We start from the raw sequence: 26,440 nt of genomic DNA, 5'->3' as shown, positions 1-26,440 counted from the left end.
TTGCGGTATCAGGCGCGAGGCGAGCTAGACGATCTCGCCGATCACGCGGGCCGTGTCGGGGAGCAGTCTTTGCGGCCGGTTTTGGGCGTCGCGCAACAGCGTCTCGAGCGAGATTCCCAGGCGGTCGTACAGCGTGGCCAGCACGTCATGAAAATGGATCGGACGCTCGAGGGCATAGGCGGCCAGCTTGTCGGTCGAGCCGACCACTTGTCCGGTGCGCAAGCCCCCGCCGGCCAACAGCGCGCCGTTCACCGGCGCCCAGTGGTCGCGGCCGGCGTTGGCGTTGATCTTCGGTGTCCGGCCGAACTCGCCCCAGACGCACACCGTGACGTCGCGATCGAGCCCGCGGGCGTGCAGATCATCGATCAGCGTCGAGATGCCGGCATCGAACACCGGCAGGTTGCCGCGCAGATGGCCGAAATTGTTGCCGTGCGTATCCCAGAAGCCGTAGGCCACGGTCACCACGCGCACGCCTGCCTCGACCAGGCGGCGAGCCATCAGGAAGTGCTCGTTGAGCAAGGGCGCCCCGTCGCCTTGATGATTGGCCGAGCCACCGGCGTAGCGCTCGCGGACCTGGGGATATTCCTTGGCGAGATCGAGCGCGTCGACCAGCCGGTTCGAGTCGAGCACGTCGAACGCCCGGCGATAGACCGGGTCCATATCCGTGGCGGCGGTCTCCGGGTTCGTGGCTGCCGCGTCGAGTTCGTGTCGCAAGCGGTCGATCTCGCCGAGCAAGGCGCGGCGGTTGCGCATCTGTTCGTGCGAGACGAAGCGCGGCTTCATACTGGCCAGGTCTTCACCGTCGGCCTTGACCCCGGCAAAATCGCGCCCCAACACGCCCGGCCCCGGGCTGTTGTACGGACGATGCTGCATCGTCGGGAACAAGTCGACAAACGGGGGCATGATGGGGCTCGTGGCCCCCTGCACGCGCGCCACGACCGAGCCTAGATTCGGCCGGCCCTCGCGCTGGCTGACGTCCATCGGATAACCGGTCAGGGTCTGAAAGCTCGAATGTTCGTCGCGCTGGCCGACGATGCTGCGCAAGACGACCAGTTTGTCGGCCATGGCGGCCAGCCGTGGCAGGTGCTCGGTGAATTGCACGCCCGGCAGCCGCGTCGAAATCGGCGCGAACTCGCCGCGGGCCTCGGCCGGGGCATCGGGCTTCGGATCGAAAGAATCCTGATGCGCGAGCCCACCGCTGAGGTAGACCATGATCAGCGCCTTGTGCGGTCCGCCGCCCGCGGGACCGGCCACTTGGTTGGCGACCGCAGCGATCGAATCGCCGGCGAAAAGCTGCGGCCGGATCGCTCCTCCGGCGAGCAAACCTCCGACGGCCCCTGCGCCGATGCGCAAAAACGAACGCCGCGAAAGGCCGTCGCAGTAACGCTGCCGCGGACCGTAGATCGTCAGCACGGGGGGTTATCTCCGAGGTGGGACGGCAAGGCGGGACCGCTTCGGTGTCGAGCCTCGCGGCAGCCAAAAGTCTAATTGCCCGAGGCGCATTCGACTACCCCGCGCGCCGTCCTAGGCACGCCATAAGCCGCACCTTGCATAGACTTTGCGCGGGCCGCGCGATTGGATGCTCGCGACCCGGGCTAGGCTCCGAAAGATTCTCTCGAGGTTCAAGTTTTGTTGCTCTTCGCCTCGTCCCAGCGGTATGATCAACAACCACTTATGGATAAATCGTCTCTTGACCCCGGCGGAGACGAGGGGTTCGGTCTCGGTCGCCCCCTGGAGAAAGTACCATGCTGACCCTTTCTGGCCCGATCGTCCGCGGCCGTTGCGACGGAGTTCGCCGGCGCGACATGCTCAAAATAGGGCTGCTAGGGTTCTCGGGACTCAGCCTGGCCGATGTCTTGCGCAGCAAGGCGGCAGCCAACACGGCCGGCCGGCCGTCGAACGGCAAGTCGGTCATTCTCTACTGGCTCGACGGCGGACCGAGCCACATGGAAACCTACGATCCCAAGCCCGACGCCCCGGCCGAATTTCGCGGCCCATTTAGCGCCATCGAGACGACGGCCCCCGGGATCCGCGTCAACGAATTGTTGACCCACCAGGCACGCGTCATGGATCGCGTGTCGGTGATTCGCTCGGTGCATCACGACAACGGCGACCATTTCGCCGCGGCCCACTGGATGCTCACCGGCTATCTGGGCTCGAACTCACAAAATCTCGATCCGCAGTATCCTTCGGCCGGCTCGATCATCACCAAGCTGCGCGGCCCGAATCGTCCCGGCATGCCGGCCTATGTCGCGGTGCCACACTCGATGACCGTTGGTCTGCGGCCGGGCTACAACAGCGGGGCCTTTCTCGGCGCCAGCTACGATCCGTTCGAAACGGGGGGCGATCCGAACGCCGACAATTTCAGCGTGCCGAATTTGAATCTGCCCGGGGAAATGCCACTGGGCCGATTGGAAAACCGCGGCCAATTGCTGGCGTCGCTCGATCGCGTCGAACGCGAGGCCGATCGCTCCGGCTTGATGCAAAGTCTGGACGCGTTCAACCAGGCGGCCTTCTCGATGCTGACCGGCGACACGGCCCGGGTGGCGTTCGATATCAGCCGCGAGCCCGCGGAAGTGCGCGAGCGTTACGGCCGCAATTCGTTCGGCCAGTCGGCGCTGCTCGCCCGGCGACTCGTCGAGGCCGGCGTGACGTTCGTCACCATCCACAACGGTGGCTGGGACCATCACTGGGATCTCGAAGGGGGCCTGAAGAATCGCTTTCCGGCGATGGACCAATCGATCGGGACGTTGATTGCCGACCTGTCGGAGCGCGGCATGCTCGACGACGTCGTGGTGGTGGTGATGGGCGAATTCGGCCGCACGCCGCGGCTCAACAACGGCGGCAACGGCGGACCGCCGCTCAGCATGGGCACGCCCGGCCGCGACCACTGGGGCAACGCGATGAGCGTGCTGATGGGCGGCGGCGGACTCAACGGCGGCATTGCGGTCGGGGCGACCAATTCGCGCGGGGAGTTCCCTGCCGAACGACCGATCAAACCGGCCGATATCCTGGCGACGCTCTACCACGTGCTGGGCATCGACGCGACGGGGCATTTCGTGAACCGCTCGGGTCGCCCCGTGCCGGTGAACAACTCGGGTGAAGTCATCGCCGAGCTGGTTTGACGCAACAGGCAGCCCACACGTTCTTAGCGGGATTGATGGACCTTCATGGCGCACCGGTGGCCCCAACTCGCTCCGCCGCCACACGATTTAATTCGCGTCGGTTCGCGCCGTTGGTTTCTACAAACAGGTCTCGCCGGCCTGGCGGGGCTTTCGGCGGCCGACGCCTTGCGACTGCGCGCCGCGGCGGCCGATAGCGCGCCGACAAAATCGAACGACCACAAGGCCGTGATCATGTTCTGGCTTTCGGGTGGTCCCAGTCACATCGACATGTGGGACCCCAAGCCGAACGCGCCGGCCGAAATCCGCGGCCCCTACCAGCCGATCGCCACGCGCTTGCCAGGTGTGCAGTTCTCCGAGCATTTGCCGCTCCAGGCGGCCCTGCTGGACAAGTTGACGGTCATTCGGTCAGTCGATTGTTCGGCGAGCAATCACACTCCCATCACCTTTCAGTCCGGCAACGAGTTGGCCCGGCGCACCGACGACGGCAACGACGGCGCCGGCTACCCCTCGATGGGCTCGATCGCCGCGCGGTTCCGTGGCCCGAACGACCCCAGCATGCCGGCGTTTGTCGGCCTGGCCGATTCCTGGGTCTCGGATATCTGGGGCGCGGGGCAATTGGGCAACGCCTTCCAACCGGTGAAGGGCGCCGAATTGGGGGGCCGGCTCAAGATGCCCAAGGGCATCAGTGCCCCGCGCTTGCAGGACCGCAGCGTGCTGCGCCACCAATTCGATCAATTGCGCCGTACCACCGATCAGACTGGCACGCTCGACCATCTTGACCGGTATCAACAGATGGCATTCGAGATGGTGCTCGACGGGCGCGTCGAGCAGGCCTTCGACGTTGCCCGAGAAACCGACGCCGTACGCGATGCCTACGGGCGCACCAGCATCGGCGAAAAAGGACTCTTGGCGCGGCGCCTGGTGGAAGCCGGCGTGACCTTTGTCGTCGTCAGCGGCGCCTGGGGCTATTTCGATCACCACGGTGACGACGTGCGCTGGGGCGGCATCGAAAAGGGCCTGACGCCGATTCTGCCAACGATCGACCGGGTGCTGCACGCCCTGGTGCACGATCTTGAGGACCGTGGCCTGCTCGACTCGACGTTGGTGCTGATGCTGGGCGAATTTGGCCGTGGGCCAGTGATCAACAAGCAACGCGGTCGAGATCATTGGACCAACTGCATGTCGATGGTCGTGGCCGGCGGCGGCATGCGCCACGGGCAGGTCATCGGCAGCACGGATGCGCGGGGCTACGCAATTGCCAGCGACCGGGTGCGCCCCGGCGACCTGGCCGCGACCGTCTTTACCCATCTGGGCATCGATCCGGCGGCACACTGGACGAGCCCCCAGGGCCGCCCGACCCCGATCGTCACCGAAGGTGGTCAGCCGATCCGACAATTGGTCGGATAGCGGCCCCGTCGGCTACACTAGCGGCCCCCGTCGTTCCCGCCGCAGAAACTTCTTGCTGGAGGTCTATCCGATGATCCGCTGGTCGCTTGCCGCCATGGTGTTGGCCGTTTGCCTGACGTCGCAGACCGCGCGTGCCGAAGACGCAGCCCCGCGCTACTACGAACTGCGGACCTATATCTGCCACGAAGGGCGACTCGAGGCCCTGCACAAGCGGTTCCGCGAGCATACGACCAAGCTGTTCGAAAAGCACGGCATGACGAACATTGGCTACTGGGTGCCGGCCGACGGCCCCGAGGCCGCCGATACGCTGATCTACCTGCTGGCCTACCCGAGCGCCGAGGCCCGGGCCGCGTCGTGGAAGGCGTTCATGGCCGATCCCGAGTGGAAGACCGTGCGCGAGGCCTCCGAAAAGGACGGCCCCATCGTCAAGAAAGTCATTTCCAAGTTTCTGACGCCCACCGATTATTCGGCGCTCAAGTAATTGCGCGCTGCGCGCTTCGAGGCACCGAGCAGCGTGCCCATCGGCGAAGCGCAGCGAGCGGGATCCAGCAGGGAGTGTTTGATGCCCGAGAAACATTGGACGCTGCTCGAATCGCAGACGGTGTCCGATCACACGATTTTTCAGCTCGAGCACGACCTGTATCGCGTCGAGCCCGAGGGGAACCAACGGCGGTTCGTGCGGTTGAATTGCCCCGACTGGATCAACATCGTGCCGCTGACAGCCGATGGGCAGATGGTGCTGATTCGGCAATTCCGCCACGGCGTTCGCGAGGTGACGCTGGAGATACCCGGCGGCATGATCGACGGCACCGAAGCGCCGATCGTGGCCGCGGCGCGCGAGTTGCGCGAGGAAACCGGCTACGAGGCCGAGCGGATCGCGCCGCTGGGCTCGGTCTGGCCGAATCCGGCGATTCAAAACAACCTCTGCCACTTCTTCGTCGCCGAAAACGCGGTGCGCGTCGCGGCGCCCGAGCCCGACCTGTTCGAACGCATTGAGGTGGTGACGGTGCCGGTCGTCGATGTGCCGAAACTGGTTCGCGACGGAGCCATCCGGCATGGGCTGGTGCTCAATGCCTTGGCCATGTTGGGCCTGCCGCTGGGCCGGCCCAGCTCGTAGCCGGGGAAGAATGCGGTCGTCGAATGCTTTCCCTGTCGCCAGGTTCGCCGGGGGCACGGGTTGACACGCCGCCGCGGCTCGGGACATTTGGGGTGCCCGCCCGGGCGATCTTTTTATCCTTCCTGTCCCCCCTGACGATCACGCGAACATGCCTCAGCTTGCCCTCCGCGGCGGTCCAGCGACCAAGACCAAGCCGTTTCCCCAGTGGCCGATCTTCGACGAACGCGAGCGCACGGCCTTGCTCGAAGTGCTCGAAAGCCGCGTCTGGTGGCGCACGCCGGGCACGCGCACGCTGAAGTTCGAGCAGGATTTTGCCGCGTACCATCAGGCCAAGCACGGCATCGCCATCACCAACGGCACGCACGCCATCGAGGTGGTGCTGGCAGCGCTGGGCGTCGGTCCCGGGGACGAGGTGATCGTGCCCGACTCGACCTTCGTCGCTACGGCCAGCGCCGTGCTGTTCGCGGGCGCCATGCCGGTGATGGTCGATATTTGCCGGGATACGGAATGCATCGACCCGGACTTGGTCGAGGCGGCCATTACGCCGCGCACCAAGGGCATCATCGCCGTACACCTCGGCGGCCATCCGGCGGACCTCGACCGGCTCAACGAGATCGCCGCGCGTCACAGCCTGTTCCTGGTCGAGGACTGTGCCCATGCCCACGGCAGCGAATGGCGCGGCAAGAAGGTGGGCACGCACGGCATTTGCGGTACTTTCAGCTTCCAGTCGAGCAAGCTGATGACGGCCGGCGAAGGCGGCCTCATCATCACGAACGACGACGAGTTCGAGCGCAAGGCCCGCAGCGCCCACGATTGCGGCCGGCTACCCGGCGAGTGGTTCTATGCCCATTTCAGCTATGGCTCGAACTACCGGCTGAGCGAATGGCAGGGCGCGGTGCTCAGCGCGCAACTCACGCGACTCGACGAACAGACCAGCCGCCGGCATGCAAATGCCCAATTGCTCGATCGGCTGCTGGCCGAGATCCCCGGCGTGACGCCGCAGCGCTGCGACGAGCGGTGTACCCGCAACGGACATTACGCGTATATCTTCCGTTATCATGCCGACGCATTTGGCGGCGCACCGACCGAAAAGTTCATCGCCGCGATGAAGGCCGAAGGCATTCCCAATCAGGCCGCCTATCCGCCCGTGCACGACCTGGCCTTGTTCCAGAATGGCAGCTATCGCCATCGACTGTGCGGAGATCAGGCCCGGCAAGACCATGCCTTTTTGCGCGCGGCGTATCCAAACACCAAGAGTGCCGCCTGGGAAAGCTACTGGCTGCCGCAATATGCCCTGCTCGGCGACGAGCAGGACATGCGCGAAGTTGCCGCGGCGATCCGCAAGATCCAGGCTCATGCGGCCGAGCTGGCCGGCTGACGCGTAGCTGCTACGGGGCGCTTTGCTGCTCGGCGCGAGGCTGTTGACGGGCGCGGACCAGAGGCGCCACGTCTTGGGCCAGGCGCTGGCCGATCTTGGCGTTCGCAGCCTCGAACGTGTGGCAATAGTCGATAAACGCCGCGCCACGTTCTTCGTCGAACAGCCCGCTCAGATCATGCCACCCGGGCACACGGACTTCGGCCAGAGCGCGCCGGTAGACGTCGCGAAAAAAATCGCGCACGGCATAGCCCGTGAAGAAGACCTCTTCGGTACCGCCATAGCTCAGGGCATCCTCGAACAACTGCCGCTGCTCCTCGGCCGTGGTGAGATGAGGTTTGCTGAACAACACCGGCTGCCAAAAAAACAGGGCCGTGAACCCGTACGTTTCGCTCAGCCGGCGCACCAGGTCGATGTTCGCCTGGTATTGGCTGACCACGCCGGCGGCCAGCTCGCCGTCGACCGTGGCACTGTCGATCCATTCTGCACGATGGGCCAGGAACCGCACCACGCGGACGACGGCCAGGCTGTTGCGGAGGCCGTTCCAAGAGCCGTCGGCCAGCGGCTTCTCGATCATCGATACTCCGGCGCGACCATTGAGACAGGCCGAAACGACGTCGTTGGCACCGTCGTAGAACACGACCACGTCGGGCACATTACCGGACCGCAATTCCTGCGTCAGGCGGATGACTTCCTGCGCGCTGACATAGCCTGGCACGCCAAAATTCTCGACCGTGAAGTCCTCGACCCCGCTGGCCGCGAGCGATCGGGCCAGACACGAGGGAATCGTATAGTCGTCGCGGGCGCCTTCGCCCCACGTCGTCGACCCTCCGAACATGAACACGCGCACTTTTCGCGGGGGGTTCGCTGTTTCGGCCTGCGCGTCCGGAGGATTCCAGGACGCGCGCACACCCCGGTCGTCGATGTGAAAATGCCGGCCGGCAAAGGGGCGGCTGTTCCAATAGGCCTCGGGCCACCAGCGCGTGACAACCACCTGCTCCAACTCGCGGACATACTCTTCGGCCCAGGGCGCGCCGCCATAGCTTTCGGCCTGGGAAAACGATTCGGCCTTTTCGGCCCGACTCGCCAGCACCACGCGCGTCACCAGCTCCAGCACGATTAACAAGGCCAGCGACAGCCCCAGCATCAGCCAGCCGGCGCGTACGCCGCGGGCCACTCTCAGGATGAAGCTCCGCATCGTCATGCATCCGCCTCGGAAACTCGCCTCGTGCCCGCCGCGCATCTTGCGAGGGTGCATGCAAAGTGTCAAGCAGCACGGCGACACGCGCACTCAGACCCGGCGAATCTCGCAGAACCACGCCCGCGGGCCGCTCTTGCTGAAGGTCAAGTCGTCCGGGACCGGAGTCACTTCGTAGCGCGTCGGGCGGATCGATTCGATCGTCCAGCCGCTCGTGAAGCTGTCGCGCAGCTCACTTTCACTGACGCGACGCGGCCCTTCTCCCGGTGGCTCGGCATCGCTGAAACAAGACAAGAACAGCCACCCGCCGGGCCGGACGACCTGGGCCAATTGATCGACGTATCGTGCACGGTCGGCGTCGTCGAACACGTGGAACAGGCCCGAATCGAAAGCCTGGTCGAACACACGGTTCAGCGCGGCGAGTTGCAGCGCGTCGTAAACGAGGAATTCGACGGCCACGCGCCGGGCTTCGGCTTTGGCACGGGCTTGAGCGATCGCGGCGGGGATAAAGTCGACGCCGAGCACTTCGTGACCTCGGGCCGCGTAGGCCAGCGAGTTTTCCCCAGTGCCGCAGCCGACGTCGACGATCGATCCGTTGATCCGGTCGGCCAACACCTCGAAAGCCCGGTGAGGCCGGCCGATGTCCCAGCGCGGCTGCCCTTCGTATAAGCGTTCGAAATCAATCTGCCGGGGAATGGCGTTCATCGTCCAGCTCCGGTGCGAGCTACGGTCAACCTGCCGAACTGAAATCGCCGGTCCCGTCGACGTGTTGTCGGTCCAATTCGAAGCTCACCGAATCGACGAGGTTTTCGACCTCGTTCTTGGCCTTGACCATCCAGGCGACGAGCTTGCCGTCCTGAACGCGAAGCACGCCGCTCGTCTTCGAGCCGAGCCGCAGCTTGAGGCGCTGGCCGTAGAACTCGATCCACTTGTCGTGCTGGCCGGCGGCATCGAAGTTGAAGAAGAACACGAAGTAGTCGCGCTCGCTGCGGTGCACGTAGGCCCGCATGTTTTCGGCGTAGGTCACGTTTGTATTCACACCGGCCGCACGCAGCACCTCGGCGAATCGTCCGTCGGCAAAGAGGTTCTCGCGGCGATAGTGCACCTTGGACCCCGGCCCGGCGGCCGCAGCGCGCTCGACCGCCGCCTTCAAGATCGTGCAGGAGCGCCACTGCAGATCGACCTCGGGCAGCTCACCCGAGATGAACAGCCGGCCGCCCGACTCGATGAACTCGGCCAAACGGCGCTGCTCTGGCTCGTCCATGAAGAACGCCGTGTGGATGGCCAGCGCCCCGGGCTGATGCAGCCGTGCCGGCGTCGCGGCCTCCAGCTCGAACATGCCGAAAGAATAGCCCGCCGCTTGCAGCGACTTGGAAAACGCTTCGAAGGCTTGGTGACCGCAACGCGGAATCGCATGTCCGGCGACGTGCCAGTACCGTTCGTCGGGCACCCACGAGGAAACCGCCGCATACGGCGCGTAGAGCAGATAGGCGACGTCGATCTCCGGCTCGCACTGGAGCAGCGCTTCGCCGTGCTCCGCAAACCAACGGTTGAGCATCGTCATCGTGTCGTACATGGGCCGCAGGTTGCCGTGCTCGTCGATCGGGGCGTGCGACGGAAACGTCGGGCATTGCAGCTTCGTGATGCGGTCCAGCTCGTCGTCCCAGTAGTCGGTGCTGACGCCGACGAAAATGTCGTACCCCGTCGCGCCACCGGCCAGCGAAGCCAGCGTCTGGAAAAACGGCACGATCGGGTCGCGGCTGCGGGCGTCGTACAAGGTGCCGAAGCCCCAGTTCTCCTCCATGTTCACGCCGCGGGCGCGGCGGGCCGTATTGATATAGCGGTCGAACACGTCGCGATCGTAGGCCGCGACGCCGAGCCAACTGATCATGCCGTATTCGTATGCGTCGAGATCCTGATCGACGCGGTTATGGGCAAACCACCACTCGGAATACAGTCGCGCATAATCGCCGGGAATCGGCTCCTTTGCCTCGTCCTTCAAGTCGGGCACGTTTTCTTCGATGGGCGGGGTGATGCCGGCGTAGTTGGTCAGGTAGGGCAGCTTGATGCCCAGGTACTGCTCGTAGCGGACATACAAGTCGCGCCGCAGCCGCCATTGATACTCGGCCCAATCGACGTAGAGCAGCAGGTCTTCGCTGCGCTGCGGGCCGGGGCGTTCGGGGGCCCCGGGCTGGCCGATAACCGGCAATTTCGGGCCCGGCACGAACTCCCAGGCTGCGTAGCTGGTGCCGTGCAGGCGGTTGTAAGTGGCCAGGTCGCCGTAACGTTCGGTCAACAGACCGTGGTAATAGCGCATGCCCGACGGTTCGTACCCGATGTGCCACGGTGGATCGTTCGACGTGCAATAGATCGTCTCGTCGTTCATCTGGATCGCGATCACCGGCCCGCCGGGGCGGCAGTACGGCTCAATCTCGCGGCCCACCGCGCCGAGATATTCGGCGACGAGTCCGTCGAACGTCGGATCGAACGGGGCCGGCAGCTCGCTGTTGTCGTAGGTCCAGCGGCAGGCCCGGCCGTGATGCCGCCGGGCCGGCGGAATCTCCTTGTTGTGTTGCGGGCAGACGAAGTCGGGCAGCCCGCCGACGTTCAGTTCCGAGTGCACGAACGGCCCCGGCTTGACGATCATCAGCAGTTGCAGCTCTTCAATCAGCTTGAGAAACGTGCGCAGGTCGCGGCTGTCCTTGGTGCGGCCGTCGAAATCGACGGTCCGCACGCCGTCGACGATCCGCAGGTGATGACGCCACGGCGTGTAGAACGTGATCACGTTGACGCCGGCAGCCTTGAGCTTCTCCAGACGATCGCGCCAATTGTCGCGGCGGTCGCGGTAGTACTGGTAGTCGCTGCAAATGGCAAAGAAAGGGCGGCCGTCTTTCCAGAATCGACCGTCGCGATATTGGTAGTCGCTCATCGAGGCTTGCTCAGGGGAGTGGGGGCAATTCAGCGGCGCGGGCCGGTGCGTCCGGCCGCTCGACCGACGCCAGCGCGGTCAGATAAGCCGCTTTGACACGCGCACCGACCGCACAAGCTGCCCAGGCGTCGTACAAAGAGACGTCCAGGATACCTTTGCCCCGCTCGCAGTAGTAGGCCCAGAAGGGGTAATAAACAGGCTCGACGGCGGCCAGCCCGATCTGGGTCGGCCGCCAACTCCAGCGCGCATACCGATCACTCATTTGACGAATCAGGCGCTCGGCCGAAGTAGCCGCTTGTGCAGCGTCGATCAGCGGCTTGAACGGCGTGGCGATCGACTCGGTTTCGAGGTCCAGCAAGGGGCCCTTGAGCAGCGAGGCGACACCGTCGATCGCGTCGACCAAGGCATGCACCTGCCAGGCTTGATCGCCGCGCTGCACGTTGGCCCCGACCAGGTAACGAGGCAAGTAGACCAGCCGCAACAGGGGCGCACCCTTGGTCCGCAGCGGATCCAGCCGCGGATCGGGGTGCCGGCGCACCCAGGCCCACGCGATGGCCAGCCCGCCGGGGCGATGCAGCTTGCGCCAGGCCGTCGCGCGATCGACCGTGGGCTGGATGAAGCGAGACACGTGTTTCTCGAGTGAGCCGCGAGTGCGGTCGCGTCAGTTCGACCGGCCGTGATCTCGCGCGGCGGCGCGCTGGCGGCGTCCGAGCGAGTACATGCCGATTCCGATGAGACTCAATAGCGTGCCGGCACAAACATTGACCACCATGGCATGAAATCGCCCGACCGTCCAATACGTGGCCACCAGGACCAGCACGCCCATCGCCGCGAAGAACGCCCCCAACATGAGCAGCGAAGTGGCGTCGCGATCATCGATCTCGTCGTGACTCATACCAGTTAACCCAGCCACCAGTAGATCAGCACATAGGGCGCCAAGACTGCCAAGGCCCACAAACGCAGGTCGCGCCAGCGCGCCTGGTCCGGTGCGCCCAGATAGACAAACGACCGCTTGAGCGACATTGACCAGATGGCCGCCGAGATGAACAGGCCCATCAATGCCACTTTGCCGGCCCACAGGGGCAGAGCATTGAAAAAGTCGTCCATCGGCAGCTGCAGGGAACGCAGCGCAGGGGCGAGGTGTTCGTGCAACACCGCGGTCACTTGGTGCCAGGCGTCCGCGAGCCGATCGGTGATCGTCGCCAGCAGCGTCACGAGGCGTCTCCCACCTGGTCGCGCAGCAGCCGCTGCGCGTCTTGATCGCTGAGCACCTGGCGATAGACCAGGCCGCGCAACCTTTCGGGAGGCTCGGGTTTGGTCAGCAGACTGACCACCGTGGTGACAACCATCGTGACGACGAACGACCAGAAGGCCACGAACAGGAACGGATTTTGCGACGGAAAGACCTCGTCGCCGATGATTTTCAGCGTGCCCGTCGTCGCCACGCCGGAGAGCAATCCGGCCAGCGCGCCCCAGCCCGTCGTCCGCGCCCAGAGAATACCCAAGAGCAAGATGGCGAGCGTCGGTCCCTGGAACAGGCTGAGCATGTCTTGCACGAGAATATAGGTGGCTTCGCGACGTTCCTTGAGGACGGGGGCATACAGCACGGCCCCCACCAGCAAGACCGCCGTCAAGATGCGCCCGAGGAGCAGGCCGGCCCGATCGGTGAGCGGCCGCTTGAAAATCGCATGATGCACCCGGTGATAGATATCCGACAGGAACACGGTGACGCAGGAGTTGAGATACGAATCGACGCTCGACATGAGCGCGGCGAAGAACGCCGCAAACATCAAGCCCTTGAGCCCCGAGGGCATCAGCTCGTTGACCATCAGCGGCACGGCGCGATCGGGTTGTTCGAGATTCGGATATAGCGCCCGCGCGGCCAGGCCGGGCACAAACATCAGCAGCGGAATCAACAGCTTCAACAGCCCGGCGACGATCATCCCGGCCTTGGCGTCCCATTCGGTCCGCGCGCCGAGGACACGTTGTAGCACCGCCTGGTTACCAACGAAGTAGGCGGTCGACATGACCAGCCCCAGGCCAAAGACGATGCCCGTCCAGGGGTAGGGCGAATCGGCATTGTGCGGCACGACGAGGCGAAAGAAATGCTCCGTGGCCGGTCCCTGGGCCTGGATCTTGTCGACCATGGCCTGTGGTCCGCCGGCTTCCCAAACGCTCAAGAACACGAGCGACCCGGCGCCGACGAGCATCACCACGACCTGCATGATGTCGGTAATGACGATCGCCCCTAAGCCGCCCGAGATCGTGTACAGCCCGATCATGATGGCCGTGGTCCAGATGGCGAGGTCCTCTTGCCAGGGCTCACGGAGGTTGAGCACCTCTTTGAGCACCGTGGCCGCGGCCACGAGCATGATCGCCACGTTGACGGCCATGTAGATGAACCAGATGATCGCCTGGATCCACTGCACGGTGCCGTTGTAGCGCCGGCCCAGAAACTCAGGGATCGTGAAGACGCCGGCCCGCCAGTAATAGGGCACAAAGATAAAGGCCGCCACGAGCAGCGCCGGCATCGAGCCGAGCCAGTCGAAATTGAACTGGGCAATACCGAAGCGGTACGTGCCGCCCGAACCAAAGATCAGATCGACGGCCCCGATATCGCTGGCCACGATCGAAATGCCAATGGCCCAAAAAGGCAGGGTCTTGCCGGCGAGAAAGAAGTCGCCCGTCGAGGACACGTAGCGGCTGTAGAAAATGCCGATCAGCAGCACGCCGACCATATAGGCCAGCACAATGACCAGATCGATCGGTAAGAGCTGGCGAAAGACGTCGTCCATCGTCGTATGGCGGCAGGTTGCAGAGCGTCGTGCCCAGTCCGCCCAGCAGGATGAAGGGGGCGGGGCGAACGGTGGCCGATCGTACCACACCGCGCCGACGAAAGGGAACGGTCTCCCCGATCGCAACCGCCTGCGAGCGCGGAGCCGGCATCGCAAAAAAACGAAGGAGCCGGTCAAGGCGATGCCTCGGCCGGCTCCTTCTGAATCGATCGTCAGACTGTGGCTGCGGATAGCAGGAAACGTCACGAGGACGCGCCGCGGGCAGCCCGTCGGCTGCTCGTTATCCGAGCCACCTCTGGTCACCACTACACATGCGGATCACCTCCTTTCTTACTAAATCCAATCCCGGTCCTGCCGCACCAGAAGCGGCTCCCCAGGATCTTCTCTAGCCAAGCCGAGACCACGTTAGCCCCGACTCCGAAAGCCAGGGCATCCTATGCAAGAGGGCGGTCAACGGTCAAGAGAATTGCGCGCCGGACAAAACCCGAGAAATCTCGCACTTTGCTGCAAGACGCCGCGTCCCAGGCTCGGCCAGAATCGGGTCGCGCCAGGGGTCCGCACAACAACGGTTTCGAATTGGACCACGGTCCGATTTATTTACTCGAATCGTACGCAATCGACGCGATCGTCGGTGCCGCGCGCGAACCTGACGTTGTCCAATCGTGTCGGGCGGCGGCTCGCTGCCGCCGAAAATGGGATCGGTGCCAGGCGAACTGCGCATCAGAAAACTGGACACTTGGCGGATCGCAACCAAAGCGGCGGCGGACGAACACGCGTTCGCCGCCTACGGCTTGATCACGACCTTGCCGATGTTCCGACGGTTCTGCATCAGATTGAATGCGGCCACGGCTTCGGTCAGGGGGAACGTCTGCCCCACGATCAATTTCAGCTTGCCCTCGCCCAGCAATTGCATCAGTTTGCCCGTGGCCAGGGCGACGCGATCAAGATGCCTGGGGAAATAGCTGCCCAGATAGTAGCCGCCGATGGTCTTGTTCGAAGCCAGCAGATCGATCGAGGCCAACTGGACCATCTGGCCGCTGGAGAGGCCGTAGACGACCATCCGGCCGAAGTCGGCCAACGCCTCGAAGAACGAGCGGCGAAACACGTCGCCGCCGACACTCTCGAGGATCACGTCGGCGCCGCGGCCGCCGGTCAGATCGCGCAACCGGGCCACCCAATCGCCCTCCGAGTAATTGATTGCCTCGGCACCCAGTTCGCGGATCTGGCGACATTTGGCTTCGCTCGACGCGGTGCCGAAGACCTTCGCGCCGCGGGCTTGGGCAATCTGGATGGCGATCGTGCCCACGCCGCCGGCGGCGGCATGAATCAGCACCGTCTCGCCCGCTTGCACACGCGTGCAGTCGTCGATGCAGTGCATCGCGGTCAGGCCGGCGATCAGGAATGCGGCACCATGCTCGGGGGACAGACCCTCGGGGCACGGCAACAGCGCCGGCGTCGGTGCGCAGACGAACTCGCCCATCGCGCCGCCCGGCACCGTGCCGACGACGCGTTGCCCCACGGTCCACGGCCCGGGCGACTCGCCGAGTGCATCGATCACGCCGCAAAACTCGCGCCCCAAGCGCAGCGGAGGATTCATCCGGTCGAGGTACTTGCCCTCGCGAATCATGATGTCCGAGTAATTCAGTCCCGCCGCCTCGACCCGGATGCGCGCTTGCTTGAGCCCCGGCTGTGGCACGGGTGCATCGTTCAACTGCATGACCTCCGGGCCGCCAAAACGCTGAATCTCGAGCACCTTCATCGGGGCTGACTTTCCACAACGCGGATCGAATTTGTCCCAGTCGGTTGCCGCATTCGCGAATCGTGGCGCCTGCGGCGGGTCAATCATGATCCTCGCCGGCGCGCTTCGCAACAGCCGAGCCACGAGAGATTTTAGACGCGCGTCGGCCACCGGCGAGCTACGATGAGGCCCTGCTGGAGAAACCCGCGATGCAACGCCTGACCCTCGGACCGCTGTACTACGAATTCAGCCGCTTCAGCGAGCCACGGCTCCAGATCGACCCGGGCGAAACCGTCGCGGTCGAGACCGAGGACGCCTTCAGCGGCCAGATCCGCACCGACGCCGATCGGCGCGACAAGCGCAAGGCGCCTTTGGGAAATCCCCAGACCGGCCCAATCTGGATCAATGGTGCCGAGCCGGGCGATGCCCTGGCGGTGACCATCGACGCGATTGAACCGCTGATCGGCCAATGCGCCACGCGCACAAGCGACCCGCGGCAACTCGCCGAATGGCTCGGCGACGAGTGCCCGCACGGCACGCACGTGTGCCCGATTCGCGACGGCCAGATTTATTGGAGCGAGACGTGCACCATTCCGTATCGCCCCATGCTGGGTTGCATCGGCACCGCGCCGGAGTTCGGCGTGCCGACGACCCTGCCCGCCGGCATCCATGGCGGCAATCTCGACCTGGTCGAGGTGCGGCCCGGCAGCACGATCTACTTGCCGGTGTTCGTACCCGGCGGCCTGCTCTACGTGGGCGATGCGCACGCCGCGATGGGCCACGGTGAGCTCTCGGCGAGCGGGCTGGAGATGCCCGCAGTATCGACCTTGCGCATCGACCTGCGCAAGGCGCACTTGCTGCCCGGCCCGCGCATCGAAACGGCCGACGAGATCATGACCGTGGCGACCGGCTGCCCGATGGAACGCTCGATCGCCCAGGCTTATGCCTGGCTGATTCAGTGGCTGGAAGCCGACTATGGCTGGGATCGCTGGCGAGCCTATGACCTGCTCACGCACGTGGGCCAGATCTCGGTCGGCTACTACGCCTACGGCACCGTGGCCACGAAGCTCGCCAAGCGCTACCTCGCGGCGCGCTGATCGCCCACCGTCACCACGCTCCGAGTCAGGGCTCGCGATCTTCCGGCCCGCGATAAATGGGCAGTTCGATGTGCGACGCCCGGTCGGCGGCCAGGTGCAGCGTGTTCGTCGCCACGCGCTGCTCCTTGTCGGCCCGAAACGCGTGGCCCGTGTTCGGATTGGGCTCGAATCGCGGACTGTTCGAACTCGACACGGCGACGCGCAGACGATGCCCCCGCGCGAAGACCAGCGAAGTGCTCCACAGATCGACCGCCAGCTCGTAGACCTCGCCGGGCGTCAGAAAATCCTCGCTCGCCAGCGATACGCGATGCCGGGCTCGCAAGATTCCATCGGTCACCAGCATCGAGCGACCATCGGGATAGACGTCGCACAGCTTGACCGTGAAGTCCGTATCGGGGCAATCCGAGGAGACGAACAGCCGTGCCGTGATGCGCCCGGTGACTTCGAGCGGCTCGGCCAGCAGGTCGCTGGTGAAGAGCAGCACGTCTTCGCGCTCCTCGATGCGCCGCTGGTCCATGGGCCCCTTGGGAATCAGCAGGTTTTGTCCGCCGATCGTGTGCACCGGGTTCCCCGGATCGTAGCGGTAGCTGCGCGACGTGCCGGCGCTGGTGGGCGGCTGCCGCGTGAGCTTGCCATCGGCGTGAAAAAAGAACGCGGTCGCCTCGGCCGGCGGCGGCCAGTCGGCCGCGGCGCGCCAGTAGTTGCCTGGTGCTTCCTTGTCCGTCGGGTCACCCATCACGTAGTAGTGCACCGGCCGATCCTGCGCGACGCCGTTGTCCGTGTCTTTCAGCAGGGCGTCGAACCAGCGGTAATGATCCGCCGCTTTGACGTGGCGCCGCTCCGAGTTCGGCGGATAGGTCAGCTCGTCAAAAGTGCCGTGCGCCCAGGGCCCCAGAACCAGCCGGCAGCGTCCGCGCGCGCCGGGCTCCCCTTGTTGTTGAATCGAAGTGAACGAATTGATCGTGCCTTGTACGAAGATGTCGTACCACCCGCCGACGTACACGCCGGGCGCGTTGACGCGCGCGGCCTGCGATTCGGGATCGAGTTCGGCCCAGAAGGCGTCCTTGTTGGGATGCGCGACAAAGGACGCGAGATTCTCCGGGTCCATCTGCGTGGCCTTCAGCCAGCCCTCCAAGAGGCATTGGCGAAAACACCCGCCCTGATAGGCGCATTGGCTATACATGTCGGAAAACGCCACTTCGACGTACTGCGCCTGCAAACATTCGGGGGCACCGGGCGCCTGCATGTTCTGTGTGATGCCGACGGCCGATCCGCCGTAGGACCCGACGCGGCCGTTCGACCACTCTTGCGCGGCGATCCAACGGAGCAGGTCGTGGCCGTCGTGGTTCTTGGCCCAGCCGTGATGGTGAAAGATGATCGCGTCGTTGCCTTCCGATTTGAATCGGCCGCGAATATCGGCGACGACCAGCGCATAGCCGCGCGACAGAAAACCGTCGGCGAATCCCTTCACGCCCGACTTGTTGTAAGGCGTGCTGACGAAGATGGCCGGCAGCTTCGCCGCGCGGTTCTCCGGCAAATAGACGTCGACCGCCAGCCGTGTGCCGTCGGTCATGGTCACCATCGACTCGGTCGGTCCGCCGGCCGCCGGCGAAACGGCCCACCCCATCAGCACCACGGCCGCGGCAAGCAAAATCCACTGCGGGCGGCGCGACTTGACCAAGGACATCTTCAACCCTCCCCAGACAATCAAAAGTCAACTCCCGCGGCGCAGACGCGCAGCCGCCGGCGCGGTCGATGATAGCCTTGCCGCACCCTGGCCGCCAACGTTGGCCAGCGGGTACATTGCAGCGGCCCCGGACCGCCCGTGAAACGCAGATTGGTCGCCTCGAGCCAGATCGCCATGCCCACTGCCGAAACTCCGCCCGACGACAAACCCACGCGTTGGAACCTGGCCAATATCTACCCGTCGCTCGCCTCGCCCGAATTCCAGGCGGACGTCGCGCGGCTCGGTCAGGACCTGGCCGCCTGTGAGGCGTTTTTCGATCAAGGGCAAGTGCGCCGGCGCGAGCTTGCGCCCGCGGAATCGCCGATCACGCTGGCCGACGTGCTTGAATCCGCGCTCCAGCGCACCAGCGCCCTGGTCTTGCTTTCCAGCACGCTGGAGTCGTTCGTCTACGGCGTGCTGACGACCGATAGTTACGATGTGCAGGCCCAGCGTGAATTGTCGCGGTTAGAAGCGTTGAACACCCGCATGCGTACGCTGCTCGTGCGATTGCAGGGCTGGATCGGATCGCTCGAAGCGCGGCTGACCGAGTTGATCGCGGGCCGCGAACTGCTCGCGCGTCACGGTTTCTTTCTCCGCCGCGCGGCCGAGCAAAGCCGGTACCTGATGAGCGAGCCGCTCGAGGAGCTCGCGGCTGAATTGTGCGTCGATGGACCGGTCGCCTTCGGCAAGCTACAGGGCAATCTCACCAGCCAGATCAAGGTGCAGTTGCGGCGCGGCGACCAGGAAGAGACGCTGCCGATCACGGCGGTGCGCAATCTCTGCTCCGACCCCGACCCCGCGGTGCGCGAGGCCGCGTATCACGCTGAACTCGCCGGCTGGCGAAGTGCGCAAACCGCCGTGGCCGCGTGCCTGAACAGCGTCAAGGGGGCGGCGATCAACCTGGCCCGTCGCCGGGGGCGCGACAGCGTGCTGGCAGCGGCGCTCGACGCCAACCTGATCGACCGGCCGACTCTCGACGCTCTGCTGGACACGATTCGCGAATACTTCCCGGCGTTCCGTCGGTATCTGCGCAGCAAGGCTCAAAAGCTCGGGCGCGAGAAGCTGCCATGGTGGGACCTGTTCGCCCCGATGGGAGCTTCGCAGCGGCGCTTCACCTGGAGCCAGGCGCGTGCACTCATCGTCGAAAAGTTCGCTCAATTCACCCCCGAGCTAGGCGAGTTTGCGGCCCGGGCCTTTGACGAGCATTGGATCGACGGCGAGACGCGCGACGGCAAACGCGGCGGCGCGTTTTGCATGGAAGTGATGCGCGTCGAGCAGAGCCGGATTCTCGCCAACTTCGACGGCAGCTTCGACGGCGTGAGCACCTTGGCCCACGAATTGGGCCACGCCTATCACAACTTCTGCCAAACGGGCCTCGACCCTTTGCTGCGCGGCGCCCCGATGATCCTGGCCGAAACGGCGAGCATTTTCTGCGAGACGCTGATCACCGAGGCGGCCCTGGCCACGGCCGGGCCCGACGAGCAGTTGGCGATCCTCGAAACGCAGCTCACCGGGGCGACGCAGGTCTGCCTCGATATCAGTTCCCGGTTCCTGTTCGAGACGGCCTTGCTCGAACGAAGGGCCGCGAGCGAATTGGCGCCCGAGGAACTTTGCGAACTGATGCTCGCGGCGCAGCGCGAGACCTATGCCGACGCGGTCGACGAGGCCACTTATCACCCCTTCATGTGGCTTTGGAAGCCACATTACTACGCGTACCAGGACAACTTCTACAACTTTCCGTACGCGTTCGGCCATCTGTTCGCGACCGGCCTGTATGCCATCTATCGCCGCGAGGGCGCGAGCTTCTTGCCGCGTTACGGGGAACTGCTGCGCGATACCGGGCAGGACTACGCCGCGCCCTTGGCGGCGCGGTTCGGGATCGACATTCGCCAGCCGGACTTTTGGCGCGGCAGCCTGCGGCTGGTCGGCGCGCAAATTACACGCTATGAAAGTCTCGGATCCGGCTGACGAGGATCGCGGGTCCGACAACCGGTTCGAACGCACGAGGTGTACATGACTCGTCCCCAGGTGTTTGTGACCCGGAGGATTCCCGAGGCGGGGTTGGCGCGCGTCCTCGAAGCCTGCGACGCGGAGGTGTGGAACGAGCCGCTGCCGCCGCCGCGCGACGTGCTGCTCGAAAAGGTCGCCCGCTGCGATGGCCTGCTGGCACTGCTCACCGAGAAGATCGACGGCGAGCTGCTCGACGCCGCGCCGCGGTTGAAGGTCGTCAGCAACTTCGCCGTGGGTTTCAACAACATCGACGTTTCGGCCGCCACGGCTCGGGGCGTCTGCGTGGGCAACACGCCTGGAGTTTTGACCGAGGCCACGGCCGACCTGGCCGTGGCGCTGTTGCTCGCCGCCTCGCGACGGATTCTCGAAAGCCATCTCTACGCGCGGCAAGGGCACTGGAAGACCTGGGAACCGCTAGGCCACATCGGCCAGGACCTGGAAGGCAAGACGCTGGGCATCCTGGGCATGGGCCGCATCGGCTCCGCCGTGGCGCGGCGCATGTACTGGGGTTGGGGCATGCAGATCGTCTACTGCGATCCGCACCACAACCGCGATGCGGAACAACAATTGGGGGCCCGCCGGGTCGAATTCGACGAGCTGCTCTCGTTGTCCGATTTCGTGTCCATTCATGCCGATCTCAATGACACCACGCGCGGAGTGTTCAACGCGGCCGCGTTTCGCAAGATGAAGCCGACCGCGGTGCTGGTCAACACGGCGCGCGGACCGTTGGTGGTCGAGGCGGACCTGATCGAGGCGCTCCAGCGCGGCACGATCTTTGCCGCGGGCCTGGATGTGACCGATCCCGAGCCGCCCGATCCGCAGACGCCGTTACTGTTCTTACCCAATTGTGTGCTCGTCCCGCACATCGCCAGCGCTACGGTCACCAGCCGCAACGGCATGGCCGAGATCGCCGCGGCAAACCTGCTGGCCGGAGTGCGCGGCGAGCCGCTGCCGCATTGGGTCAATCCTGAGGTCGCATCGCGGCGCCGCCCGTGAACGACGCATCGCATTCCGCCGAGCCGTCTTCGCCCGTCGGAAACACCGCCGGCCGACAGATCGCGTTGCTGGCGGCGTCTCTCGTCGCCGCGCTGCCGTTTGCTGCCTCCTGGAACTTTGCCTTGTTGAACTGGGACGACCTGTTCAACATCGCCCAGAATCCGCATTTCAATCCGCCGACCTTCGCGAGTCTGTTACGGTTCTGGCAAGAGCCCTACGGCTATCTGTACATCCCGGTCACCTATCTGGTGATGGGCGTCGAGGCGGCCGTCGCCCGGCAGGTCACAACCGATGCGGTCACGTTCAACCCGGCCGTGTTTCATGGAACGAGCCTCGTGCTACATACGGTGTGCACGGGGCTCGTGGCAGTCCTGTTGTGGCAGCTCGTGCGCAATCGGCGCGCGGCGGTAGTGAGTGCGTTTGCGTTTGCCTGGCATCCCTTGCAGACCGAAACGGTTTGCTGGGTATCGGAGCAAAAAGGTTTGCTGGCGGCCGCCTTGGGGTTGACCGCGCTGAACTTGTACGTGTACTGCCAACAGCGCGGCAGCCGCGCGGCACTGTCTTACGTTGCAGCAACCATCGCTTTTGGATTGGCCCTGTTGTGTAAGCCGGCAGCCGTCGCGGTTCCGCTCGTGGCTTTGGCGTTGTCGCTGGGCGTCTTGGCGCGTCCCTGGCGCGCGGCCCTGTTGTCGGTCGTGCCTTGGCTCGCCCTGGCCGCCTTGCTGGCGTATGCCACCAACCGCTTACAAACCGCCGAAGGTGGCACGCCCCAGGTCGTACCCTGGGCTCGGCCCATGATCGCCGGTGACGCACTGACCTTCTATGCGTGGAAAACGCTGCTACCGGCGCGGCTTTCGCCCGACTATGGACGCTCGCCGGCGTCGGTCCTCCAGAGCGGCTGGGTTTACCTGATGTGGCCGCTGCCGCTCATCGCGCTGGCGGCGCTGACTCGATTGCCGCACGCGCGCGGGTTTCTGACTGCGGCCCTGGTGTTCGTCGCTGCGTTGCTCCCGGTGTGCGGACTGATCCCCTTCGGCTTTCAAGCGATCTCGACCGTGGGCGACCGCTATGCCTACCTGGCCATGCTGGGCCCGGCCTTGGCCATGGCACTGCTGTTCAATCTCGTTCCGCGTCCCGGCATCAAGATCGCCGCCGGCATCCTGCTCGCGGCCTGGGCCCTGCTCTCCTGGAAGCAGACGGACATCTGGCGCAACGATGCTACGCTGTTTCGCCATGTCTTGAGCATCAACGGACGCAGTTGGGTTGCACACGAGCGGCTCGCGGCCGTGGCCGTGCGCGACGGCGACTATGCGTCGGCCGCCAGCCACTACCTGGCGGCCCTGGCGATTAAACCGCACAGTGCCTTGGACGAGGGCAACCTGGGGCTGGCCCTCGAGGCGCTCGCCCGGTACGACGAGTCCGAGACCCATTTCCGAGCCGCACTTGAGATCGAGCCGCAGAATGTCGCGGCCTTGCGCGGCCTGGGCCTGGCCGAGCTACGCCGCGGTCAGCCAAGCACCGCGATTGAGTATTTCAATCGACTCCTCGAAGTCGCACCTCAAGACGCGATTTTGCACTACAACCTGGGCCAGTCACTGGTCCGGTCCAATGAACGTGTGGCCGCGGTCGTGCATCTGCGACAGGCGTGCAATGCTGCTCCGGCCTTTGCGGGTGCACGCTTGGCGCTGGCACGCCTGCACGCGACCGGGGCCGAGTTCGAGCCCGCGATCGAGGCCTACCGGGCTGTCGTGCGGGCGCGTCCCGACTGGCTGACCGCAGCCGCAGAGCTGGCCTGGATCCTGTCGACGCAAAAGGCGGCGGAATTCCGCAATGGCCCCGAGGCCGTGCGTTTGACCGATCCGCTCGTGGCAGTCGAGCCCCCCTCGGCCGTGGCGCTCGACTTGCGCGCAGCCGCTCTGGCCGAAAACCAGCAATTCGACGAGGCCGCCGCGACGGCCACGCGCGCCGCAGAACTGGCCGCTGCATCTGGAAACGCCGCACTGGCCGCGGCCATCCGCGAGCGCGCCCTCGGCTATAAGAACAAGACGCCGTACCGGGCCACCGACTTGGCGCTGCCGGATCTCAACTTGCCCGGCGATCCAACGCCCGCGCGCTCTTGAACAGGTTCAAAGCCCGGGCAGCTCTTACGATCCACGGCGGCAACTAGGCCGCCGGCTCTTCGACTGCTGTAAGATCCGGCGCGGCGCTTATGCGATCGCGCAGCCAGCCCCAGCCTGCCGCGGTGGCTAGCCCGATCGCGCAACCAACCAGGTCGGCGCACCAGTCGAGCAGGTCGGCGCTGCGCATCACCAGCGGCTGGGTGATTTCGTCGAAGACGCCGTAGGCTGCGATCACGACCGCGACCAGCAAAAATCCTCGCAGGCGAGCGCGCCTTGACTCGGCGCGATGCCATGCCACGGTGCCCGCCAGCGCGGCCAACAGCGCATAGGCGCCGCAATGCAGGATTTTGTCGTTCGAGAACAGGGCCACGGAGCTGTCCAGGTGCAGCTTCGGCCAATGCGTGGCCAGAAACATGGCGGGCCAATACGTGGCCAGCAGGCGTCGTGCCCAATGACGCTCGAGACTTTGACGCCGGGACATCACAAACTCAACGCGGCCGCAAATTGCACAACGCCACCTTCACTGTACCCGACGCCGTCGTTCCTGGCCACCGGCGAGAGGTTGCGCGGCGCGAGACGCCCCGCGGGAATAGGCACTTCGCACGCCGCGGCGCGGCAAGCGTCGCTCCAAACCTTATAATCGGCGCGCCTGCCTCTCGAGGTGCAATCTCCGTGCAAACCCCGGTCAATTCCTTGGGCCCGTTCGAATTCGCCGCGCCAGGCCGCATCGTGTTCGGTTGGCAATCGCGTAGCGCACTGGGCGCGCTGCTGGCGTCGCTTTGCCAGCGAGCCATCCTGGTGGTTGGCTCGCGCGGCTTGGCGGCCAGTGGCGTGGTCGAACGGATTGTTGACGACGTGCAAGCGTGCGGGACACGTGTCGTCACGCTGCAAGCGCCATCGCGCGAGCCCACAGTCGAAGACGTCGATCGAATCGTCGAACAACTCCGTCACGACGGCGCAGGGCACGGCGACGCGCTGGTCGCCTTGGGGGGTGGTTCGACCATCGATCTTGTGAAGGCGTCGGCCGCGCTGGTGCCACAAAGCTCGCGGGCCAGCGTGCGCGACTATCTCGAAGGCGTCGGCCGCGGGTTGCAATTGGCGGCCAGCCCCCTGCCCTGGATCGCGATGCCCACCACCGCGGGAACCGGGAGCGAAGCGACCAAGAACGCCGTAATCGGCGTTGCCCAGCCGCCGTGCAAGAAGAGCCTACGCTCCGAGGCGATGCTGGCGCGGATTGCCCTGGTCGATCCGGAGCTTTGTGTGTCGGCACCGCCAATCGTCACGGCACACTCCGGCATGGACGCGATCGCGCAATTAATCGAAAGCTACGTGTCGCGCCGGGCAACGCCGCTGTCGCGCAATCTCGCGCTCGAGGGAATGCCCGGCGTCGTCTCGGCGCTGGCCACCGCGTTTGTCGATCCTCTGGATCAGCCGGCCCGGATGCGGATGTCGTACGCCGCGATGCTGTCGGGTCTGGCTCTGGCCAACGGCGGATTGGGGCTGGCCCACGGCGTGGCAGCGGCCCTCGGGGTCGTGTGCGACGTGCCGCACGGCCTGGCGTGCTCGCTGATGCTGCCTGCCGCGATGCGGTTCAACCTGTCCGAGCGCCGCGAAGACCTGGCCTGCATCGGCGAGGTGCTGGCCGGCGCACTGGGAAGCAGCGCGTCGCGGGCAGAGGCGGCAATCGCGGCGGTCGAACAACTGCAATGCGAGCTGGGCCTGCCGCAGAGGCTAAACGAGGTCGGGGTGCGAGCGGAACAGCTCGACGAGTTGGTTCGCCAGTCGCGCGGCAACAGCATGAGCGGCAACCCGGTCGAGGTATCCGACGCGGCACTGCGGAACCTCTTGGAGCAACTCTTATGATCGTGGCCGCGGGACTCAGTCCGGCCTGGCAGCAGATTCTCGTGTTCGAACAATGGCAACGGGGCGCCGTCAATCGCGCGCAGGCCGCGACGTGGTGCGCCTCGGGCAAAGTGATCAACGTCGCCTGGGCACTCGCCCAGGTGCGCGCAGCCGCGAAGACCGTGTGCACGCTGGGCGGCGATACCGGGCGGGCCATCGCCGACGAGTTTGCCGCGGCCGGCATCGACGCCGAATGGATCTGGACGCACGGACGGACCCGCGTCTGTACGACGCTGCTCGAAGCGGGCGGCGAGCCCACGACCGAGCTGGTCGAGAACGCCGCCGCGGTTTCGGCCGACGAACTGGAGCGATTTCTTGACGTTTATCGCGCGGCCGCGCTCGAGGCCCCGATGGCCGTGCTCTCGGGCTCGCTGCCCCAGGGAACGCCCTACACGTTTTACGACGATCTGCTGGGCAACACGCCTGGCGAGAGCGTGCTCGATTTTCGCGGAGCCGAGTTGATGGCCTGCCTGCACCGCCGGCCGCGTCTGGTCAAGCCAAACCGGCACGAGCTCGAGCAAACGCTGGGCCATCCGCTCGCCGACGACGCGGACGCCGTCGGCGCCGCGCGCCAGCTCAACGAACGCGGCGCCCAATGGGTGCTCCTTTCGCACGGCGCGCAGCCGGCCCTGCTGTGTTCCGCGACGGCCGCTTATCGGCTCGCGCCGCCGTCGATTCAGGCCGTCAATCCGATCGGCTCGGGCGACTCGCTGGCCGCGATCGCGGCCTGGTCGCTGACGCGCGGTGCCGAAATGCCCGAGGCCGTTCGGCTGGGCATGGCGGCCGCGACCGAAAATGCCCTGGAGCTACTGCCGGCTCGTTTCGACCCGGCGCGGCTGGAAGCCCGCGCGCGAGAAATCAACGTCGCGCGGTTGGATTAGCCTGCCGCTCGAAGCACCGCGACT

The 26,440-nt window shown here is 65.4% G+C and carries 22 protein-coding genes; 11 read left to right on the top strand and 11 right to left on the bottom strand.

Features of this window, described 5'->3' with window-relative positions; genetic code table 11:
• Window positions 1-24 precede the first annotated feature (24 nt).
• The gene (locus K1X74_09625) at window positions 25-1,413 is read right to left on the bottom strand and encodes a DUF1501 domain-containing protein (GenBank protein MBX7166592.1); all 1,389 of its coding nucleotides are present in this window, start codon (window positions 1,411-1,413) and stop codon (window positions 25-27) included.
• A 332-nt stretch (window positions 1,414-1,745) separates the two neighbouring features.
• Between K1X74_09625 and K1X74_09620 the strand changes: the two genes are divergently transcribed.
• The 5 genes from K1X74_09620 (at window position 1,746) to K1X74_09600 (ending at window position 7,027) form a co-directional block, all read left to right on the top strand.
• A complete protein-coding gene (locus K1X74_09620; protein MBX7166591.1) occupies window positions 1,746-3,125 on the top strand; it encodes a DUF1501 domain-containing protein in 1,380 nt (459 codons plus the stop codon).
• A gap of 45 nt (window positions 3,126-3,170) precedes the next feature.
• Window positions 3,171-4,532 (top strand): DUF1501 domain-containing protein, encoded by a 1,362-nt coding sequence (locus K1X74_09615; GenBank protein MBX7166590.1) that lies wholly within the window; start codon window positions 3,171-3,173, stop codon window positions 4,530-4,532.
• A 70-nt stretch (window positions 4,533-4,602) separates the two neighbouring features.
• Complete coding sequence (locus K1X74_09610; protein MBX7166589.1) at window positions 4,603-5,013, top strand: NIPSNAP family protein; 411 nt, start codon at window positions 4,603-4,605, stop codon at window positions 5,011-5,013.
• An 81-nt stretch (window positions 5,014-5,094) separates the two neighbouring features.
• Entirely contained in the window at window positions 5,095-5,649 is a 555-nt protein-coding gene (locus K1X74_09605; protein MBX7166588.1) for an NUDIX hydrolase, read from the top strand.
• Between the two features lie 148 nt (window positions 5,650-5,797).
• Window positions 5,798-7,027 (top strand): DegT/DnrJ/EryC1/StrS family aminotransferase, encoded by a 1,230-nt coding sequence (locus K1X74_09600; GenBank protein MBX7166587.1) that lies wholly within the window; start codon window positions 5,798-5,800, stop codon window positions 7,025-7,027.
• Between the two features lie 10 nt (window positions 7,028-7,037).
• Here K1X74_09600 and K1X74_09595 read toward each other — a convergent pair whose 3' ends face one another.
• The 8 genes from K1X74_09595 to K1X74_09560 form a co-directional block, all read right to left on the bottom strand.
• On the bottom strand, window positions 7,038-8,222 hold the full coding sequence (locus K1X74_09595) for an SGNH/GDSL hydrolase family protein (GenBank protein MBX7166586.1): 1,185 nt from the start codon (window positions 8,220-8,222) through the stop codon (window positions 7,038-7,040).
• Between the two features lie 93 nt (window positions 8,223-8,315).
• Window positions 8,316-8,927, bottom strand: coding sequence for a class I SAM-dependent methyltransferase (locus tag K1X74_09590; GenBank protein ID MBX7166585.1), 612 nt, complete (start codon window positions 8,925-8,927; stop codon window positions 8,316-8,318).
• Between the two features lie 25 nt (window positions 8,928-8,952).
• The gene (locus K1X74_09585; GenBank protein MBX7166584.1) at window positions 8,953-11,151 is read right to left on the bottom strand and encodes a beta-galactosidase; all 2,199 of its coding nucleotides are present in this window, start codon (window positions 11,149-11,151) and stop codon (window positions 8,953-8,955) included.
• Between the two features lie 10 nt (window positions 11,152-11,161).
• Window positions 11,162-11,779 carry a hypothetical protein gene (locus K1X74_09580; protein ID MBX7166583.1) on the bottom strand — a complete coding sequence of 206 codons (618 nt, stop codon included), beginning with the start codon at window positions 11,777-11,779 and terminating at the stop codon, window positions 11,162-11,164.
• 33 nt (window positions 11,780-11,812) lie between these two features.
• A complete protein-coding gene (locus K1X74_09575; protein ID MBX7166582.1) occupies window positions 11,813-12,046 on the bottom strand; it encodes a hypothetical protein in 234 nt (77 codons plus the stop codon).
• Between the two features lie 5 nt (window positions 12,047-12,051).
• Complete coding sequence (locus K1X74_09570) at window positions 12,052-12,366, bottom strand: hypothetical protein (protein MBX7166581.1); 315 nt, start codon at window positions 12,364-12,366, stop codon at window positions 12,052-12,054.
• Window positions 12,363-13,946, bottom strand: a complete 1,584-nt coding sequence (locus tag K1X74_09565; GenBank protein MBX7166580.1) for a sodium/solute symporter — start codon at window positions 13,944-13,946, stop codon at window positions 12,363-12,365. The genes K1X74_09570 and K1X74_09565 overlap by 4 nt, the downstream gene beginning before the upstream one ends.
• Window positions 13,947-14,730: 784 nt before the next feature.
• Window positions 14,731-15,705: an NADPH:quinone oxidoreductase family protein gene (locus K1X74_09560; protein ID MBX7166579.1), complete on the bottom strand. Its 975-nt coding sequence runs from the start codon at window positions 15,703-15,705 to the stop codon at window positions 14,731-14,733.
• A 188-nt stretch (window positions 15,706-15,893) separates the two neighbouring features.
• Between K1X74_09560 and K1X74_09555 the strand changes: the two genes are divergently transcribed.
• On the top strand, window positions 15,894-16,781 hold the full coding sequence (locus tag K1X74_09555; GenBank protein MBX7166578.1) for an acetamidase/formamidase family protein: 888 nt from the start codon (window positions 15,894-15,896) through the stop codon (window positions 16,779-16,781).
• A 25-nt stretch (window positions 16,782-16,806) separates the two neighbouring features.
• On the opposite strand, the gene K1X74_09550 is transcribed toward K1X74_09555, so the two are convergent.
• Window positions 16,807-18,468 carry a CocE/NonD family hydrolase gene (locus K1X74_09550; protein ID MBX7166577.1) on the bottom strand — a complete coding sequence of 554 codons (1,662 nt, stop codon included), beginning with the start codon at window positions 18,466-18,468 and terminating at the stop codon, window positions 16,807-16,809.
• Window positions 18,469-18,642: 174 nt separating this feature from the next.
• On the opposite strand from K1X74_09550, the gene K1X74_09545 reads away from it, so the two are divergent.
• The 3 genes from K1X74_09545 to K1X74_09535 are packed head-to-tail and all read left to right on the top strand — an operon-like array spanning window position 18,643 to window position 23,633.
• On the top strand, window positions 18,643-20,475 hold the full coding sequence (locus tag K1X74_09545; GenBank protein MBX7166576.1) for a M3 family oligoendopeptidase: 1,833 nt from the start codon (window positions 18,643-18,645) through the stop codon (window positions 20,473-20,475).
• 45 nt (window positions 20,476-20,520) lie between these two features.
• Window positions 20,521-21,513 (top strand): D-glycerate dehydrogenase, encoded by a 993-nt coding sequence (locus tag K1X74_09540; protein ID MBX7166575.1) that lies wholly within the window; start codon window positions 20,521-20,523, stop codon window positions 21,511-21,513.
• On the top strand, window positions 21,510-23,633 hold the full coding sequence (locus K1X74_09535) for a tetratricopeptide repeat protein (protein MBX7166574.1): 2,124 nt from the start codon (window positions 21,510-21,512) through the stop codon (window positions 23,631-23,633). Before K1X74_09540 ends, K1X74_09535 begins: the two co-directional genes overlap by 4 nt.
• 43 nt (window positions 23,634-23,676) lie before the next feature.
• Here the strand turns inward: K1X74_09535 and K1X74_09530 are convergent, their stop codons facing one another.
• Entirely contained in the window at window positions 23,677-24,114 is a 438-nt protein-coding gene (locus tag K1X74_09530; protein MBX7166573.1) for a VanZ family protein, read from the bottom strand.
• 191 nt (window positions 24,115-24,305) lie between these two features.
• On the opposite strand from K1X74_09530, the gene K1X74_09525 reads away from it, so the two are divergent.
• Together K1X74_09525 and K1X74_09520 are read left to right on the top strand one after the other, a co-directional pair.
• A complete protein-coding gene (locus tag K1X74_09525) occupies window positions 24,306-25,496 on the top strand; it encodes an iron-containing alcohol dehydrogenase (GenBank protein ID MBX7166572.1) in 1,191 nt (396 codons plus the stop codon).
• Entirely contained in the window at window positions 25,493-26,416 is a 924-nt protein-coding gene (locus K1X74_09520) for a hexose kinase (protein ID MBX7166571.1), read from the top strand. The genes K1X74_09525 and K1X74_09520 overlap by 4 nt, the downstream gene beginning before the upstream one ends.
• Window positions 26,417-26,440: the final 24 nt, after the last annotated feature.

It is taken from the genome of Pirellulales bacterium (genome assembly GCA_019694435.1).
Classification (GTDB): domain Bacteria; phylum Planctomycetota; class Planctomycetia; order Pirellulales; family JAEUIK01; genus JAIBBZ01.
This window is presented reverse-complemented; position numbering and strand designations above follow the sequence as displayed.